This is a genomic window from Pseudonocardia sp. (genome assembly GCF_025965585.1).
Taxonomy (GTDB): domain Bacteria; phylum Actinomycetota; class Actinomycetes; order Mycobacteriales; family Pseudonocardiaceae; genus Pseudonocardia.
The window spans coordinates 1-15,378 of sequence record NZ_JAOPWR010000440.1 but is presented as its reverse complement, the minus strand read 5'-3'; the positions used below and the strand labels follow the sequence as shown (position 1 = coordinate 15,378).

At 72.1% G+C, this 15,378-nt stretch carries 18 protein-coding genes, 1 tRNA gene and 1 pseudogene; 10 read left to right on the top strand and 10 right to left on the bottom strand.

What is annotated here, in order from left to right; genetic code table 11:
- The 3 genes from JWR81_RS27180 to JWR81_RS27170 form a co-directional block, all read right to left on the bottom strand.
- Positions 1 to 1,163, bottom strand: a 1,163-nt coding sequence (locus tag JWR81_RS27180) for a cytochrome P450 (protein ID WP_297659060.1), incomplete at its 3' end; no start/stop codon positions are given.
- A 57-nt stretch (positions 1,164 to 1,220) separates the two neighbouring features.
- Complete coding sequence (locus JWR81_RS27175; RefSeq protein ID WP_297659058.1) at positions 1,221 to 2,885, bottom strand: FAD-dependent oxidoreductase; 1,665 nt, start codon at positions 2,883 to 2,885, stop codon at positions 1,221 to 1,223.
- A gap of 215 nt (positions 2,886 to 3,100) precedes the next feature.
- Positions 3,101 to 3,745, bottom strand: coding sequence for a TetR/AcrR family transcriptional regulator (locus JWR81_RS27170; protein ID WP_297659056.1), 645 nt, complete (start codon positions 3,743 to 3,745; stop codon positions 3,101 to 3,103).
- 176 nt (positions 3,746 to 3,921) lie between these two features.
- Here JWR81_RS27170 and JWR81_RS27165 point away from each other — a divergent pair, with 176 nt between their 5' ends.
- From JWR81_RS27165 to JWR81_RS27145, 5 genes are read left to right on the top strand one after another with little or no spacing between them, the layout of a single operon-like run.
- Positions 3,922 to 5,271 carry an aromatic ring-hydroxylating dioxygenase subunit alpha gene (locus JWR81_RS27165; protein WP_297659054.1) on the top strand — a complete coding sequence of 450 codons (1,350 nt, stop codon included), beginning with the start codon at positions 3,922 to 3,924 and terminating at the stop codon, positions 5,269 to 5,271.
- A gap of 1 nt (position 5,272) precedes the next feature.
- Positions 5,273 to 5,620 carry a 2Fe-2S iron-sulfur cluster-binding protein gene (locus tag JWR81_RS27160; protein WP_297659052.1) on the top strand — a complete coding sequence of 116 codons (348 nt, stop codon included), beginning with the start codon at positions 5,273 to 5,275 and terminating at the stop codon, positions 5,618 to 5,620.
- Positions 5,617 to 7,251, top strand: a complete 1,635-nt coding sequence (locus tag JWR81_RS27155; RefSeq protein ID WP_297659051.1) for an FAD-binding protein — start codon at positions 5,617 to 5,619, stop codon at positions 7,249 to 7,251. Before JWR81_RS27160 ends, JWR81_RS27155 begins: the two co-directional genes overlap by 4 nt.
- Positions 7,252 to 7,264: 13 nt before the next feature.
- Positions 7,265 to 8,266, top strand: a complete 1,002-nt coding sequence (locus JWR81_RS27150; protein WP_297659049.1) for an amidohydrolase family protein — start codon at positions 7,265 to 7,267, stop codon at positions 8,264 to 8,266.
- A gap of 23 nt (positions 8,267 to 8,289) precedes the next feature.
- Positions 8,290 to 8,592, top strand: a complete 303-nt coding sequence (locus tag JWR81_RS27145) for a NifU family protein (protein WP_297659047.1) — start codon at positions 8,290 to 8,292, stop codon at positions 8,590 to 8,592.
- Positions 8,593 to 8,657: 65 nt separating this feature from the next.
- Here JWR81_RS27145 and JWR81_RS27140 read toward each other — a convergent pair whose 3' ends face one another.
- The 3 genes from JWR81_RS27140 to JWR81_RS27130 all read right to left on the bottom strand — a co-directional run bounded on the left by JWR81_RS27140 (position 8,658) and on the right by JWR81_RS27130 (position 10,057).
- A complete protein-coding gene (locus tag JWR81_RS27140) occupies positions 8,658 to 8,906 on the bottom strand; it encodes a hypothetical protein (protein ID WP_297659045.1) in 249 nt (82 codons plus the stop codon).
- 262 nt (positions 8,907 to 9,168) lie between these two features.
- Entirely contained in the window at positions 9,169 to 9,384 is a 216-nt protein-coding gene (locus tag JWR81_RS27135; RefSeq protein ID WP_297659043.1) for a hypothetical protein, read from the bottom strand.
- 118 nt (positions 9,385 to 9,502) lie between these two features.
- Positions 9,503 to 10,057, bottom strand: a complete 555-nt coding sequence (locus JWR81_RS27130; RefSeq protein WP_297659041.1) for a PadR family transcriptional regulator — start codon at positions 10,055 to 10,057, stop codon at positions 9,503 to 9,505.
- Between the two features lie 72 nt (positions 10,058 to 10,129).
- Between JWR81_RS27130 and JWR81_RS27125 the strand changes: the two are divergent.
- From JWR81_RS27125 to JWR81_RS27115, 3 genes and pseudogenes are all read left to right on the top strand, one after another.
- Positions 10,130 to 10,726 (top strand): annotated as a pseudogene (locus JWR81_RS27125) (carotenoid oxygenase family protein); the annotation flags it as partial.
- 79 nt (positions 10,727 to 10,805) lie between these two features.
- Complete coding sequence (locus tag JWR81_RS27120) at positions 10,806 to 11,483, top strand: carotenoid oxygenase family protein (RefSeq protein ID WP_297659039.1); 678 nt, start codon at positions 10,806 to 10,808, stop codon at positions 11,481 to 11,483.
- A 65-nt stretch (positions 11,484 to 11,548) separates the two neighbouring features.
- The gene (locus JWR81_RS27115) at positions 11,549 to 12,094 is read left to right on the top strand and encodes a VC0807 family protein (RefSeq protein WP_367278865.1); all 546 of its coding nucleotides are present in this window, start codon (positions 11,549 to 11,551) and stop codon (positions 12,092 to 12,094) included.
- Here JWR81_RS27115 and JWR81_RS27110 read toward each other — a convergent pair.
- From JWR81_RS27110 to JWR81_RS27100, 3 genes are all read right to left on the bottom strand, one after another.
- Positions 12,064 to 12,567 (bottom strand): GNAT family N-acetyltransferase, encoded by a 504-nt coding sequence (locus JWR81_RS27110; protein ID WP_297659033.1) that lies wholly within the window; start codon positions 12,565 to 12,567, stop codon positions 12,064 to 12,066. The genes JWR81_RS27115 and JWR81_RS27110 overlap by 31 nt on opposite strands.
- Positions 12,568 to 12,861: 294 nt before the next feature.
- The gene (locus JWR81_RS27105; protein WP_297659032.1) at positions 12,862 to 13,227 is read right to left on the bottom strand and encodes a VOC family protein; all 366 of its coding nucleotides are present in this window, start codon (positions 13,225 to 13,227) and stop codon (positions 12,862 to 12,864) included.
- Between the two features lie 4 nt (positions 13,228 to 13,231).
- Positions 13,232 to 13,618 (bottom strand): glyoxalase/bleomycin resistance/extradiol dioxygenase family protein, encoded by a 387-nt coding sequence (locus tag JWR81_RS27100; protein WP_297659030.1) that lies wholly within the window; start codon positions 13,616 to 13,618, stop codon positions 13,232 to 13,234.
- An 81-nt stretch (positions 13,619 to 13,699) separates the two neighbouring features.
- Between JWR81_RS27100 and JWR81_RS27095 the strand changes: the two genes are divergently transcribed.
- Positions 13,700 to 14,071, top strand: coding sequence for a YciI family protein (locus JWR81_RS27095; RefSeq protein WP_297659028.1), 372 nt, complete (start codon positions 13,700 to 13,702; stop codon positions 14,069 to 14,071).
- The gene (locus JWR81_RS27090; RefSeq protein WP_297659026.1) at positions 14,068 to 15,279 is read left to right on the top strand and encodes a DUF6596 domain-containing protein; all 1,212 of its coding nucleotides are present in this window, start codon (positions 14,068 to 14,070) and stop codon (positions 15,277 to 15,279) included. Before JWR81_RS27095 ends, JWR81_RS27090 begins: the two co-directional genes overlap by 4 nt.
- On the opposite strand, the gene JWR81_RS27085 is transcribed toward JWR81_RS27090, so the two are convergent.
- Positions 15,261 to 15,334: transfer RNA gene (locus JWR81_RS27085), tRNA-Pro, on the bottom strand. The genes JWR81_RS27090 and JWR81_RS27085 overlap by 19 nt on opposite strands.
- Positions 15,335 to 15,378: the final 44 nt, after the last annotated feature.

Sequence of the window (15,378 nt, the reverse complement as noted above, 5' to 3'; positions counted from 1 at the left end):
CGGTAGGGCGGGGGGTCCTCGACGAGCCGGGGGTTCCCCAGCCGGCGGGCCAGCGCGGGCAGCGCCACCTGTGCCTCGACCCGCGCCAGCGGGGCGCCGAAGCAGTAGTGGATGCCGCTGCCGAAGCCGAGATGCTCGTTGTCGGGGCGGGCGGGGTCGAAGCGGTCCGGGTCCGGGAAGCGGTCTGGGTCGCGGCTGCCGGCGGCGAGCACCAGCACCACCTGCGAGCCCTGGGGGATCGTGGTTCCGGCGATGGCGACGTCGGCCCGCACACATCGGTTGGGCAGGAATTGCACCGGCGGTTCGTAGCGCAGCAGCTCCTCGACCAGCGGCACGACCAGGTCGGGGTCGTGGCGGAGCCGGTCGAGCACGTCGGGGTGGCGCAGCAGGGTCAGCATGCCGTTGGCGATGAGGTTGACCGTGGTCTCGTGGCCGGCGACCAGCAGCAGGCCGGCGGTGCTCAGCAGGTCGGCGCGGGACATCGGCCCGTGCGGGCCGGCGTCGGTGAGCAGCCCGGAGAGCAGGTCGTCGCCCGGCTGCCGGGTCCGGGCGTCGACCAGCCCGGCGAAGTACTCGGCGAGCGCGGCCCGGACCTGGTCTCCCCTGCGCCGGCGCTCCTCGAGCGTCCCCGTGGTCGGGTCGATGCTCGTGATGAGCTCGTCGGCCCAGCGGTGGAACCGCGGCTCGTCCTCGCGCGGGACACCGAGCAGGTGGCAGATCGCCGTCACCGGCATCGGGTAGGCGAAGTCGTCGACGAGGTCGACGCGGCTCCGTCCGGCGAGAGCGTCGATCAGGCGGTCGGCCAGCTCGGTCAGCCAGGGGCGCAGGCCCTCGATGCGGTCCGGGGTGCACGGGGGACCGAACGGCCGGGTGGCGAGCTCGCGGAGCCGATCGTGCTCGGGGGGGTCCCGGCGGATGAAGGGCGGCGGCACCCCGGGGACCTCCTCCTCGGATGCGTCGCCGCGCAGCCCGGGGCAACGGCGCTGGTCGGAGCTGATCCGGGGGTCGTGCAGCAGCGCGACGACCTCCTCGTAGGCGCTGACCACGTAGGTGCCGTCGGCCTCCCGCGTCACCGGGGTCCGGCGGAGCTCGGTGAAGAGGGGGTAGGGGTCGGCGCGGTTGGCCGGATCGAGGATCTGCTGGAAGATGCTGGCCTCTGCCATGGCGCTGCCTCCTGTGGAATGCCTGTCGTGGCGCCCCCGGCGCATCGACGCACGGCGTCAGCGGCGCTCGATGAGCTGCGCACGCCGTTCGCTCGGGTCGTGGCCGGTCACCATGACGGTGGCGTGGCGGTCGCGGACCGTGGGGTCGGGCAGCTGGGCCGGCACCGGCTGTCGGTCGCCTTCGTCCAGCTCGGGCGGGAACGGCGCGGCCGACTCGATCAGCTTCTCGTAGAACTCCAGCCACTTCGCCTGGTTGAACCCGACCGCGGCGGTGATGCGGCCCTGGTAGCCGTAGGCGGCCACGAAGCAGCGCTCGGCCACCGACCCCTGGGCGATGACGACCTGGTCGGCGAAGGTGGGCACGCCCACCGACTTGATGTTGGTGCCGAACTGCGCCGACCAGAACACCGGAGTGGCCAGGTGCGGCCACCGCTCGGCCGGGGTGCTGATCATGTTGTGAGCGGCGATCCGGGCCTGCGTGACCGCGTTGCCCCAGTGCTCCAACGCCAGCAGCTGGTAGTCGTACAGCGGGTGCGGGAAGCGCGCCACGTCCCCGGCGACGAAGACGTCGTCGCCGACCACCCCGTTGACGTCGAACGCCCGGCAGCCCGCGTCGCAGGCCACGCCCCGCGCGCCGGCCGCCAGCCCCGAGCCGCGCAGCCATTCGGTGTTGCGGACCGCCCCCAGCGCCACCACGGCCACCTCGACGTCGAGGGTGCTGCCGTCGGACAGCAGCGCCCGACGCAGCCGGCCGTTCCCGTCGCCCTCCAGGGCGGTGACGGTGACCCCGCAGCGCAGATCGACGCCGTGCTCGCGCTGCAGGTCCGCGGCGACCGCGCCGACCGCCCCGCCCAGCGCCCCCACCAGCGGCGCCGGCCCGCGCTCGGTGAGAGTGACCGCCAGATCCCGCTCCCGGCACACCGACGCGACCTCGGAACCGGTGAACCCACCGCCGACGACCAGCACCCGGCGGGGCCGGTCGTCCAGCCGCCGGCGCAGCCCGGCGGCATCGTCGCGGGTGCGCAGCACGAACACGCCGTCGAAAGCGGCCTCGGTGGAGCTGGGCCAGGGCCGGGCGCGGGTGCCCGTGGCGATCAGCAGCCGGTCGTACTCGACCATGCGGCCGTCGTCCAGGCGCACCTGCTTGCCGAGGAGGTCCAGCCCGCTGGCCGGGACGCCGAGCAGCCAGTGCGCATCGACGTCGTCGTCCAGGGGCAGCCCGGTGTCCTCAGCGGGCACCCACCCGTCGAGGACCTGCTTGGACAAGGGCGGCCGGTCGTACGGCCGGTACGGCTCGTCCCCGACGAGGGTCAGCGAGCCGGTGAACCCCTCCCGGCGCAGGGTCTCGGCGGCGGAGAGGCCGGCCAGCGAGGCTCCGACGATCAGGATCCGACCGCTCCGCCGGAAAGCTTCGAGCAAGGCCTCGCGCCCGCTCGACGGCGCGCTGCCGGCCGCCCTCGCCGCCGGCACCCGCCGAGGTACCAGAGCGGACGCCCCGATCCCAGCCCTCGGTGCGCCCCCGTCGCCGTCCTCGATCCGATCGACCCCGATGGCCTGTACCGGGCACGCCGCGGCGGCCCGCAGCACCTGGGCACGCTGCGCGTCGTCCGGCTGCGGGTCGTACATCAGCGCCTCGTTGCCACGCATCCGGAACACGTCAGGAGCGAGAAAGGCGCACTGCGCATACCCCTGACAACGCGTCAGATTCACGACAACCCTCATTGCCGGCTTCTTCCCGTGCGGAGGTCGTCTGCGTCGTGTCCCCGATGATGCCACGCGCGCGCGCCCGTACGGAAGTACGGAACGCGGGGCGGCGCCTCCCCGGCTGCCCCACAGCCGGGCTGCCTCGCTGCCTCCCCGGGGGCCGGCTGATCAGCTGACCCGGCCGGGAGCCTCCGACGTGTTTAGGGGACCACCTCACCGCCGCTCGGCCCTGGTCAGGTCCCCGATGTGGCCGTCCGTGGGGCGAAGAGCTCCCCGCGGATCATCGCCTCGGTGCAGAGCAGGGCCGCGCGGTGGCGATCGGCCGGGACGGATGCCGAGAGTTCGATGAGCCCGCGCAGCAGGGCGAAGAGCATGTCCACCACCGCGCGGTGGTCGACGTCGTCGCGCAGCGAGCCGTGCTGCTTCGCCGCGTCGACGAGGTTCTCCACGAGCGTGCGCATCGACTCGAGGGTGTCGTCGAAGAGCTTGCCGAGGACCGGTTCGCGGGTCCGTTCCGCGCCGACGGCCGCGTGGAAAGCGGTCAGGTGGGGCAGTTCCCGTACCGGTTCGATCGCGTACTCGAGCAGCATCGTCATCGTCTCGGGGAGCGTCTCGGCGTTCGCCGTGGCTGCGGTGAGCTGCGGTAGCACGGGCGCGACCAGTTCGGTGAACGTCGTCGCGACGAGCTCGAGCTTCGTGGGGAAGTAGTGGTAGATGGTGGCCGTCGTGAGGCCGGCCTCCGCGGCGATCTCCTTCAGTGTGGCGCGGGAGTAGCCGTGTTCGGCGACGTGGCCCATGGCCGCGAGCATGATCCTTCTGCGCGTCTGCTCTCCGTCGGATCCCGCCGGACGGCCGGGTCGTGCTCGCGGTGCCGCCATCCACCCCTCCTCGAGCTGGTCGTCTGCCCCCAGTGTCCCAGGCGGCTCCGCAGCGCCCGCACCCCGACGACAGCCGGCTTGACAGAAGCGTCAAAGGTGATCCATCCTATAAATCGATCTGACGACAGATTAATTAGCTGCCTCACGGTATCAGCGCCGAACCGCCAGGAGGGCACGTGACCACCCAGCTCGAATCGGACGGATCCCCCACCACGACCGCCACCGCCGCGGCCAGGACCCACACGCCTCACCGCGTGGAGGAACCGTTCCGCGTGGCGCCCGAGCGCTACTACTCGCCGGAGTTCGCCGCGTGGGAGCGCGAGAAGCTCTGGCGGCACTGCTGGCAGGTGGCCTGCCGCGCCGAGGAGATCCCGCGCGCGGGTGACTTCACCGAGTACGAGATCACCGGACAGTCGATCCTGGTCGTCCGGCAGGACGACGGGTCGGTCAAGGCCTACTTCAACGCCTGCCGGCACCGCGCAACCGCCCTCGGCGCCGGGACGGGTGAGTTCCTCGGCGGCCAGATCGTCTGCCCCTACCACGGGTGGCGGTGGAACCTGGACGGGGAGTGCACCCACGTCTACGCCGCGAAGGGCTTCCGCAAGGAGTGCCTGGACCCGGACTTCCTGCGGCTGCGCGAGTGCCGCTCCGTCGTCTCGATGGGTCTCGTTTTCGTCAACCTCGACCCGAACGGGCCGGAGTTCGCGGACACCGTCGGACACTTCGAGAACGCGCTCGCCCCGATCGGGCTCGATCGGATGCGCGTGCGCTGGTGGCGCTACGCCGTCCTGCCGGCCAACTGGAAGATCGCGCAGGAGGCCTTCATGGAGGCCTACCACGTGCAGCAGGCGCACCCGTCGCTGGCGATGGGCGCCGGGGACGACGACTTCGACAACGAGGACGCCGAGGGCTACGAGATCCTGCCCGGGGGCAACGCGCACATGGTGCACGCGACCCTGCCCCTGCCTCCCGGGATGACCCAGGCCGAGCACTTCACCCGCTACAACTGGGCGATGCACCACGGGACGGGTGCGTACCCCACCGAGCGCGAGATGTTCGTCCAGACCGGGCTGCAGGAGCGCAAGATCCCGGACGACCAGTTCATCGGCGCGTTCTTCCAGGAGCTCTACAACTACGCCGAGGGAGCGGGTATCCCGCTGCCGCCCCCCAGCACCGACACGGTGGGGTTCGGGCACGCCTTCCCCAACATCACCGTGCTGAGCCAGTACGGCAACGCCCTGATGTACCGGTCGCGGCCCAACGGGGACGACCCCGAGTCGTGCATCTTCGACGTCTGGGCCCTGCAGATCCCGTCGGCCGACGACGAGCCGGGCCGCCCGACCCGGGAGGGGCCGATCCCGATGGGGGAGTGGCCGCAGATCCTGAAGGAGGACTTCTCCAACATCGCCGGCCAGCAGAAGGGGCTGCGCACCGACGGCATGGACACGCTCCTGCTCTCCGAGCGGTACGAGCCGATGATCATCAACAACCACCAGGAGATCGACCGCTACCTCGGGCGGTTCTGAGATGGCGGCCCCGATCCCGACCGTTTCGGTGGAGCCTTCCGGTGTCGCGTTCCCGGTGGCCCACGGCGAGAACGTCTTCGCCGCGGCCCTGCGTGCCGGCCTGCGCTGGCCGACGGTCTGCTTCGGCCAGGCCCGGTGCACGGCCTGTGCGGCCGAGCTCGTGGACGGTCGCGGCAACGTCCAACCGCCGACCGAGCTCGAGCTGACCGCGCTCGGCCAACTGGGTTCCCGTCACGGCCGCGGGCGCCGCGACGTCCGCGACGTGCGGCTGGCCTGTCAGCTGCGCGTGACCGGGAACGTGGTGCTCCGCAAGCCCGGGGTCAAGCACGGGACGGCGGACCTCACATGAGCGTGACGGACGAGCAGTTCTACGACGTCGTGGTCATCGGCTTCGGCGGTGCGGGCGCCTGCGCGGCCATCGAGGCCGCCGAAGCCGGCCGGTCGGTCCTGGTGCTGGACCGCTTCTACGGTGGCGGCGCGACCGTCCTGAGCGGTGGTGTCGTCTACGCCGGCGGCGGCACGGCGCAGCAGAAGGAGGCCGGTGTCGAGGACACGCCGGAGAACATGCTCGCGTACCTGCGGGCGGAGGTCGCGGGCGTGGTCTCGGAGGAGACCCTGCGCGACTTCGCGTACGGCAGCCGGGAGATGATCGACTGGTTGGAGCGCCACGGCGCGGAGTTCGACGGCAGCCTCTGCCCGTACAAGACCTCCTACCCGACCAACCGGCACTACCTGTACTTCTCCGGCAACGAGCAGGTCCGCTCCGACGTCGCCGTCCCCGCGCCGCGCGGCCACCGGGTGCGGGCGCGGAACTTCTCGGGGAAGGCGTTCTTCACGGCACTGCACGAGTCGGCGGTGCGCGCCGGCGTCGAGATCCGGCCGCTCGCCACGGCGCGCCGGCTGCTGGTCGAGGACGGCGCGGTGGTCGGTGTGGAGTTCACCGCGCCCGCAGCGGGGGCATCGGTCCGCCGAGGGCACGCGGCGCTCACCGGCGCCGCGCACAAGATGACCAACTGGTACCCGCCGGTCGGGCGGTTGCTGCACAGGCTGGCGGCACTGAGCAGCCCCCGCACGCGCACCTGGCGGGTGCGGGCCGGCGGGGTGGTGCTCAGCGGCGGTGGCTACGCCCACGACGACGCCTTCCTGCGCCAGCACGCGCCGCAGTTCCTCGGTCTGGGCCCGCTGGGCACCATCGGCGACGACGGGAGCGCGATCCGGCTCGGGACCGCCGTCGGCGGCGCGCTCGACCACATGTCCGGCGCCTCCGGCTGGCGGTTCATCAGCCCGCCGTCCGGGTTCGCCCGGGGAGTGCTCGTCGGCGGCGACGGCACGCGCGTCGGCAACGAGCAGCTCTACGGGGCCACCCTCTCGGACTCCCTGATCCGGGACCACGGAGCCCACGGCTTCCTCGTGGTCGGCGACGACGCCTGGCACGCGGCGCGCGCCCAGGTGCGCGAGCAGGCCGCGTTCTTCAACCTGCCCCAGCTGCTCTACTGGTTCAGCCCGCTCGGGCACGTCACCGCCGCTGACCCCGCCGAGCTGGCGGCCGCGATCGGCGTCGACGCCGCCGCGCTGCACGACACCCTGACCGGCTATGACCTCGCCATCGAGAAGGGCGAGCCCGACCCGCACGGCAAGCACGACGAGCTGCGCACCCCGCTGCTCGGCGCCGGACCGCTCCGGGCCATCGACTGCTCGGCCGGCACGCCCGCCGTGGTCCCGTTCCCGTTCATGACCCTCGGCGGGCTGGTCGTCGAGGAGCGGACCGGGGCCCTGCGGCGCTCCGACGGCTCGGTCGTCCCGGGCGTGTACGCGGCCGGCCGCTCCGCGGTGGGCCTCTGCAGCACGAGCTACGTCTCCGGCCTCTCCCTGGCCGACGCCGTCTACTCCGGCCGCCGCGCCGGACGGCACGCCGCGCAGGCCGCTCCCGGGCGAGCCGGCCGCACCACCGGTGCCGTCGTGCGCCACACCGAACCCTGAGGAGGAACCGAGAATGATCGACGGCATCCCGATCTTCGACTGCGTCATCCACGTCTACGACATGACCGACGAGAACGTGAACTCGCAGCCGACCGCCCGGCACGCCCGGGACCACATGGCCGCGCTGCAGACGCTGGCGCGGGTGCTCCCGGTCAACGCGGACTATCCCGTCATCACCCGCTGGTCGCCCGAGGACGTGTACGACATGGTCTTCACGCGAGGTGGCACCGACCTGGCGATGGCGCAGACCGTGCCGATCTACGACTGGTACGAGGACTGGTTCGCCCCCGTCAAGGCCCAGTACGAGATGGCGCAGAAGTTCCCCGGCGAGGTGCTGTTCTGCGGGGGCGTCGACCCGGTCGGACAAGGCTTGGACGTCGCGCTCAAGCAGATCGACGTGCAGGTCAAAGACATGGGCGCCCGCTCCTTCAAGCTGTACAACGGCCACATCGAGGGCAGCTGGCGCTGCGACGACAAGGAACTCGCCTACCCGCTGTACGCGAAGATGCTGGAAAACGGCATCGACGTCGTCCAGTTCCACAAGGGATCGCCGTTCGGGATGCAGAACCTCGAGGACCTGTCGCCGCTCGACCTGCAGGCGGCGGCGCGCGACTTCCCCGAGATGAACTTCGTCATCCATCACGCAGGCGTCCCGTTCTTCGAGGAGACGGTCAGCATCGCCGGCCGGTTCCCGAACGTCTACGTCGCGTTGTCGGGCAACCTGAACCCGTACTTCATCATGCCGAGGCTGGTCGAGGAGTGGGTCGGCCGTCTGCTGTTCGAGGTCGGCGTCGACAAGCTGCTGTGGGGCTCCGAGGCGGCTGCGCAGGGCAACCCTCGTCCCTACCTCGAGGCGTTCATCCATCAGTTCGAGATCCGCGATGCGCTTCGCAACGACTACGGCTACCCGCAGATCACCCGCGAGGACAAGATCAAGATCCTGGGCGGCAACTTCGCGCGTCTGATGAAGGTCGAGCTGCCTGCGCCGCAGGCTCCGGCATCGGATCTGGGGTGAGCGCCGCGGGGGTGCCGGCCGAGGTGGACGTCGACGCCGCGGTCGCCGAGCTCAACCTGGCGCTGCGCTCCCACGGCGGAGCGGTCGAACACTCCGGGTTCAGCGAGACGGGACGTCTCCGGTTGCGCATGCTCGGGATGTGCGCCGGTTGCAGGTACCGGCCGATGACGACGGCGGCGACCATCCGCCCCTTCATCAGGGAGCGTCTCGGGGTGGATGTCGACGTCCTGGGAGCCCGCATCAGCGAGGAGGCGGAGGAGCGCCTCGCGAAGGCCCTGGAAGGTAGCTATCGGACTGCCCTGCCGCTCCTGATCGCAGATCGCTGAGCAGCAGACCTCGTGGACGTGGCCGGCGCCGCAGGCGGAGCCGCGATCAAGGCCTGAGGGGGTCGTCAGCGGTCAGCCGGCGGGACGAGCTCGGTGAACCAGCACAGCGAGCGGTCGAAGAAGTCGTCCGCGTCGGACTGGAGGTTCAGGTCGTGCCCCGCGTCGGGGACGACCGTGGTCTGCAGCCGTGCGGCGCGGGAGGAGAACGGCGCCTCGGTGGCGTCGGGATCGGCGAGCTGGGCCTCCACGAGGCGGCGGGCAGGGCTGTTCGCCGGGTCGGCGGTGCCGGGCCCCGGTTGGGGTGCACTGTCCATCGGATCAGCGAGACACCACCCCCGGCGACCTGGGCTGAGCGTGTTTTCTCGACCGCCGAGACCGCGTTCGGCGCGAAAATGACAGGGGCGTGATTTACCGTGGGGACATGCGGACGACGAGCACGACCGGGTGGTGGAACTGCACCGGCTGCGGGGTCGATGCGGAGCTGGTGGGCGCCGATCTCACCGGCTTCGAGATGCCCTGCCCGGACTGCGACGAGGCGATGACGGAGTGGGTCCGGTGGGAGACCGCCGCTCCGGCTCAGACGTGGGGACGTACTCCGGGTCGATCCGCGGCGTAGTTCCGCGCCATCTCGGCCAGCCGCCGGATCGAGCACGGGTGGGGCTCCAGGTGGATGTCGTGACCGCGGCACCACCCGTCGGCGGTCGGCACGTGGTCGTGCAGCAGCCGTTCCACGAGCTCGGGGGACACCGCCAACTGTTCGGCGCATCCGGTGTACAGGTCTTCCGCTCCCATGACCGGTCTCCTCTGCTTTTCAGCCGGCCCCGACCTCCCCCTTACGATCTGGCGGGATGTGAAGGTTCGACCGCGCAGCGAAGTTACGGCGTCCGGCCCAGCAAATGCGGCCGACCGGTCAGGCTTGTGCCGACGAACGCTCCCGGTCCGGTATGTCGAGCTCGGTCAGGGCCCATTCGGCCCATTCGTGCACCGCATCGAGCTGTCGGACGCCGAACTCCCCGGCGAGGCGGCCGAACCCGCTGCGTTCGCCGCGCTCCGGCTCGTCCTCGGATTCCATCGACGCCCGGATCTCGGCGGCCGTCAGCGCCGTGTTCTCCGCGATCGACGTGAGCATCCGCCGCTGGTCCTCGGGCGTCAGCGCCGAGATCAGGAACATGCGCAGCACCTGCTCGTTGCGCACCACCGCTCCCTCGCCGGGCGGCCGGAGCAACCAGGTGCGCAGCTCGTCGCGGCCTTCCGGCGTGACGTCGTAGGTCTTGGCGCCCCGCGGCCCCTCGTGCGCGACGTGCACGAGCCCGCGCCCGGCCAGCTTGTTCAGCTCCGGGTAGATGCTCGTGTGCCCGGCCTGCCAGGCGTAGCGGCCGAGGTCGCGCTCGAACTCCTTGGTCAGCTCGTACCCGCTCGCGGGGGCGATGGCCAGCAGGCCCAGCAGTGCGTGGGAGAGGGACACGCGATCATCTTACCGGCAGGTACTGACATGTCGGTATTGACATGTTGATTCTGGAGGGTGCACGCTCCTCTCATGACCTCCAGCGTCACTCCTCCGTACCTGGCCGGACACCTGGCACCGGTCCCCGACGAGATCGACGCCGTCGACCTGCCCGTCGATGGCGTCCTGCCTCCCGAGCTCACCGGGCGCTACCTCCGCAACGGCCCGAACCCGCTGCCCGGGCAGGACCCCGGACACTGGTTCACCGGGCACGGCATGATCCACGGCATCCGGCTGCGGGACGGCCGCGCGGAGTGGTACCGCAACCGCTGGGTCCGCACCCGCGCGCTGGAGGGCCACCCGTTCCTCTCCGCGGACGGCACGATCGACCGCACCGCGGTCGTCGCCAACACCCACGTGCTCGAGCACGGCGGCCGGCTGCTCGCGCTCGTCGAGAACGGCTTCCCGTACGAGCTGACGCCCGAGCTGGCCACCGTCGGCCCCTGCGACTTCGACGGCCGCCTCACCACGGCCATGACCGCACACCCCAAGTGTGACCCGGTGACCGGTGAGCTGCACTTCTTCGGCTACGGCCCGATGCCGCCGCACCTGACCTACCACCGGCTCTCGGCGTCCGGGGAGCTGATCCGCAGTGCCGAGATCCCGGGCGCGGGGCCGTCGATGATGCACGACTTCGCGATCACCGACCGGCACGCGGTGTTCCTCGACCTCCCGATCACGTTCCGGTTCGGACCTCGTGGGCCACGGCATGCCCTATGCCTGGGACGACGCCTACGCGGCGCGTTTCGGCGTCATGGAGCTCGACCGCCCCGGCGAGGTCCGCTGGTTCGACATCGACCCCTGCTACGTCTTCCACGTCGGCGGGGCGCACACCGACGAGCACGGCCGCGTCGTCGTGGACGGCGCGCGCTACACGCCCGCCGACACCGTCGCGATGTGGGGCGGGATCGGCGGCGGCACCGGCCCGGCCGCCGCGGCCGCCGCGCTCGGCGTCGCCTGCCTGCACCGCTGGGTCCTCGACCCGGCCACCGGCACCGTCACCGAGTCCGCTCGCGACGACCGCCCCGTCGAGTTCCCGACCCTCGACGACCGGCTGATCGGCCGCGTGTCCCGGTACCTCTACGCCGTCTCGGACGGCGCGATCGTCAAGTACGACGAGGCCGACGGCGCCGTCGACGCCCACGCGCTCGCCGCCGGCACCGCTGCGGGCGAGGCAGTGTTCGTGCCCGCGCGAGGCGGCACGACCGAGGACGACGGCTGGCTGCTCACCATCACCACCCGCCTCGACGGGTCGGCGTCACAGCTGCTCGTGCTCGACGCGTCCGACCTCACGGGCCGGCCCGTGGCGGCCGTGACGCTGCCCCGCGGCGTGCCGGCGGGCTTCCACGGCTCCTGGATCGAGGACGACGGGCCGGCGGCCCGATGAACGTCCGGATGCTCGTCCGGGGCCTCGCGTGGGACGTCGGGCTGCCGGTGGTGGCGTACTAGGCGCTGCACCTGCTGGGGGCCTCGGACTGGGTGGCGCTGCTCGTGTCCACGGTGCTCGCGGGGCTGCGGATCGTGTGGGTGGCGGTGCGGCAACGGTCGCTGAACCTGTTCGCCACCGTGATGCTCGTGGTGTTCGGGCTCGGGTTCGTCCTCGCGTTCGTGAGCGGCGATCCGCGGTTCCTGCTGGTCAAGGAGTCGTTCGTGACCGGCGCGGTGGGTCTGACGTTCCTCGTCACGGCCGCGATCGGGAAGCGGCCGCTGACGCTCGCGGCGAGGCAGAGTTGGTCGCCCGGGGAGGCCGGCGTGCTGGCGGAGGAGTACCGCACCGACCCCGCGGTGCGCCGGGGGCACCGCCTCGCGTCCTCGGTGTGGGGCGCGGTGCTCGTCCTGGAGGCGGCCGTGCGCGTGCCGCTCATCTACCTGCTGCCCGTGGACGTGATGGTGGGCCTGTCCACCGCGATGCTGGTGGCCGCGTTCGCCGGGCTGGGGATCTGGACCGTGCGGTGGGTGGCCCGGGCTCAGTCGCGTTCCGCCGCGGCGGCGAGCTGACGCGCCATGAGTACGTCGTCGACGTACCGGCCGTCGAGCAGGAACTCCTCCTTCAGCACGCCCTCGACGTCGAACCCGCAGCGCGCGTACAGCCGGCGCGCCACCGCGTTGCCGCCCAGCACCCGCAGCGACATCTTCCGCGCGCCTCGCCGGACGGCCTCCGCGACGGCCGTCTCCACCAGCGCCGTGCCCACGCCGTGGCCTGCCGCGTCGGGGTGCACGGCCAGCCCGCCCAGCTCGAGCACGTGCGCGTGCGACGGCAGCGCGATGGTGTTCCGCACGATCGCGTAGCCGGCGACCACGCCGTCGAGCTCGGCGACCAGCACGTCCTCCACGGGCTGCCGTTCGGGCGCGAAGAACTCCCGTGGCGGCTCGGGCGGGAGGCCGGGGGAGGTCTCGGACGTCCACGTCAGGTCGTCGATCGCCACCAGCGCGGCGTCGTCCTCGGGCCGGGCTCCTCTGATCTCGATCACCGCCGCAGTCTGCCCGCGCGGCTCACCGCCGTCGCGGTGGCGTGTGAGCGGTCCGGGGCGCGCTGCGCACGGCGAACGCCGAGGACCCGCGGGAGCCCAGCGGGACCGCGGTGCCGCGGGTCCTCGCCCGCAACGGCACCTGGTGGTGCTGCACGGCGCATGCCTCGTCGACGACGGCGCCCGCTGTGGCGGTGATCGTCGTGCGCGCCCTTCTTCGCCCGGTACGAGCCGCGGTTCCGCGACATCGAGCGCCGGGGACCGCCCGATGCGGGGCGGACCCGTCGCCTGACCCGCTCAGCCCCGCTGGATCACCGACAGGATGTTGCCCGCCGGGTCGGTGAACCACGCGATCGGCGGCCCGTACGTCCGCTGCACGCCCCGGTCATCGGTCCACTCGTCCACGGTGAACGTGACGCCGCGGGCGAGGAGCCCGTCCACCGCCGCGTCGACGTCGGCCACGGGGAAGTTGAGGATCGTGAACGTCGCCGGCACGTGGTTCGGCTTCGGGTAGACGAGCGTGTCGCGGTCGCCCGCGAGGTGCAGCGTCAGCAACCCGTCCGCCTCCGAGACGCGCAGTCCGAGCGTGCCCTCGTAGAAGGCCCTGGCCGCCGGGATGTCGTCCACGCTGAACCCGCTGAACGCCCTGCTGTGCTCGAGCATCGGCTCATCCCTCCATGTGGATCAGCGACCACTGGTGGCCGTCGAGGTCACGGAACGCGCGCATGTAGAGGAACCCGAGGTCCTGCACGCCCACCGCCTCCCCGCCTGCCGCGACGGCGATGCCGGTCAGTGTGTCGACCTCATCGCGGCTCGCGGCCGACAGCCCCACCGCCACCTCCCGCGTCGTCGTCGTGTCGGCCACCGCGCTGCCGGTGAACTCCGCGAAGTACGCCTCGGTGTGCAGCATGACGGCGGCACCGTCGCCGAGGTGGACGCACCGCGTGCGGTCGTCGCCGACGGCCGGGTCGACGGTCAGGCCCAGCGCGGCCAGGAACTCGGTGGAGCGGTCGAGGTCGCGTGCGGGAAGGTTGATGAAGGCGGTCCGGTTCACGATGCTGTCCTCCTGGTCGGGTGCTGGCAGAGGGGACGTAGGAACCGGCCGGCCGTTCTCGACATTCCCGGCGGAGGTTTCGTGAAGTTCCTGGTGCTGGTCTACGACAACCCGGCCTCGCGAGAGCAGTTCCTCGCGCTCCCGGCCGAGCAGCGCGGCGCCGCGCTCGCCGCCTACCGCGTGCTGGACGAGGAGCTGGACGCGACGGGGGAGAAGATCGTCTCCAGCCCGCTCGCCTACCCGGAGCGGACTGTCCAGGTCCGGGTCGCCGGCGGCCGGACGATGACCACGGACGGCCCGTTCGCCGAGGTCAAGGAGCAGCTGGCCGGCTTCTACCTGCTCGAGTGCGACACGCAGGAGCGGGCCGTGCAGATCGCCGCGAAGGTGCCGGAGAGCGAGTTCGGGATCGTCGAGGTGCGGCCGCTGATGGACCTGAGCGCGTTCGAGGGATGACTCCGCCGTTCCGGAAGGTCGATGGCCTCCTGCGGGAGCTCGCACCCCAGGTCCTCGCGGCGGTGGCGCGCCACCACGGCGGGTTCGACGCGTGCGAGGACGCCGTGCAGGAGGCGCTGCTCGCGGCGTCGGTGCAGTGGCCGCGCGACGGGATGCCCGACGACCCCAGGGCGTGGCTGATCACCGTCGCGTCCCGCAGGCGGACGGAGATGTGGCGCGGCGACACCGCCCGCCGCCGCCGGGAGGAGACCGACGCGCTGCTCACCCCGCCGCCCCCCGACGACATCCCGGACCGCGACGACACGCTGACCCTCCTGCTGCTGTGCTGCCACCCGTCGCTCACGGAGGTGTCGCAGGTGGCGCTGACGCTGCGGGCGGTCGGTGGGCTCACCACCGCGGCGATCGCCCGCGCGTTCCTCGTTCCGGAGTCCACCGTCGCCCAGCGGATCAGCCGGGCCAAGGCGAGGATCGCGGCGGCGGGCGCGGAATTCCGGACGCCTCCGGAGCGGATCGACCCCGTGCTTCAGGTGCTCTACCTGATCTTCAACGAGGGCTACACGGCCAGCTCCGGCGAGGCGCTGCACCGCGTCGAGCTGACGGCGGAGGCCATCCGCCTGACGCGCGCGCTGCGCCGCTCCCTCCCCGACGACGGCGAGGTCGCCGGACTGCTCGCGCTGATGCTGCTGACGGACGCCCGCCGGCCTGCCCGCACCCTCCCCGACGGCACGCTCGTCCCGTTGGAGGAGCAGGACCGGAGCCTGTGGGACGCCGGAGCACTCGCCGAGGGCACCGCGCTGATCACCGGGACACTCGCCGTCGCGCCGATCGGTCCGTACCAGCTGCAGGCCGCGATCGCGGCCGTCCACGGTGAGGCAGTCCGCGCCGAGGACACCGACTGGCGCCAGATCCTCGCGCTCTACGACCTGCTGCGCAGCCTCACCCCCGGTCCGATGGTCACACTCAACCGGATCGTCGCGGTCGCGATGGTGCACGGACCCGAGGCCGGACTGGCGGAGCTGGCCGAGGCCGGCGCCGTGCTGGACGGCCACCACCGCGTCGACGCCGTGCGCGCGCACCTGCTGGAGCGGGCGGGCGACGTCGACGGAGCTGCGGAGGCCTACCGCCGGGCGGCGCGCCGGACGTCGAGCGTGCCGGAGCGGCGGTACCTGGAGTCGCGGGCGGCACAGAGTCGGGGTGGCGGGATTTGAACCCACGGCCCCTCGCTCCCAAAGCGAGTGCGCTACCAAGCTGCGCCACACCCCGTCGGCCGCAGTCTAGGGCCTGACGCGAACGAGTGGTGCCGCGCC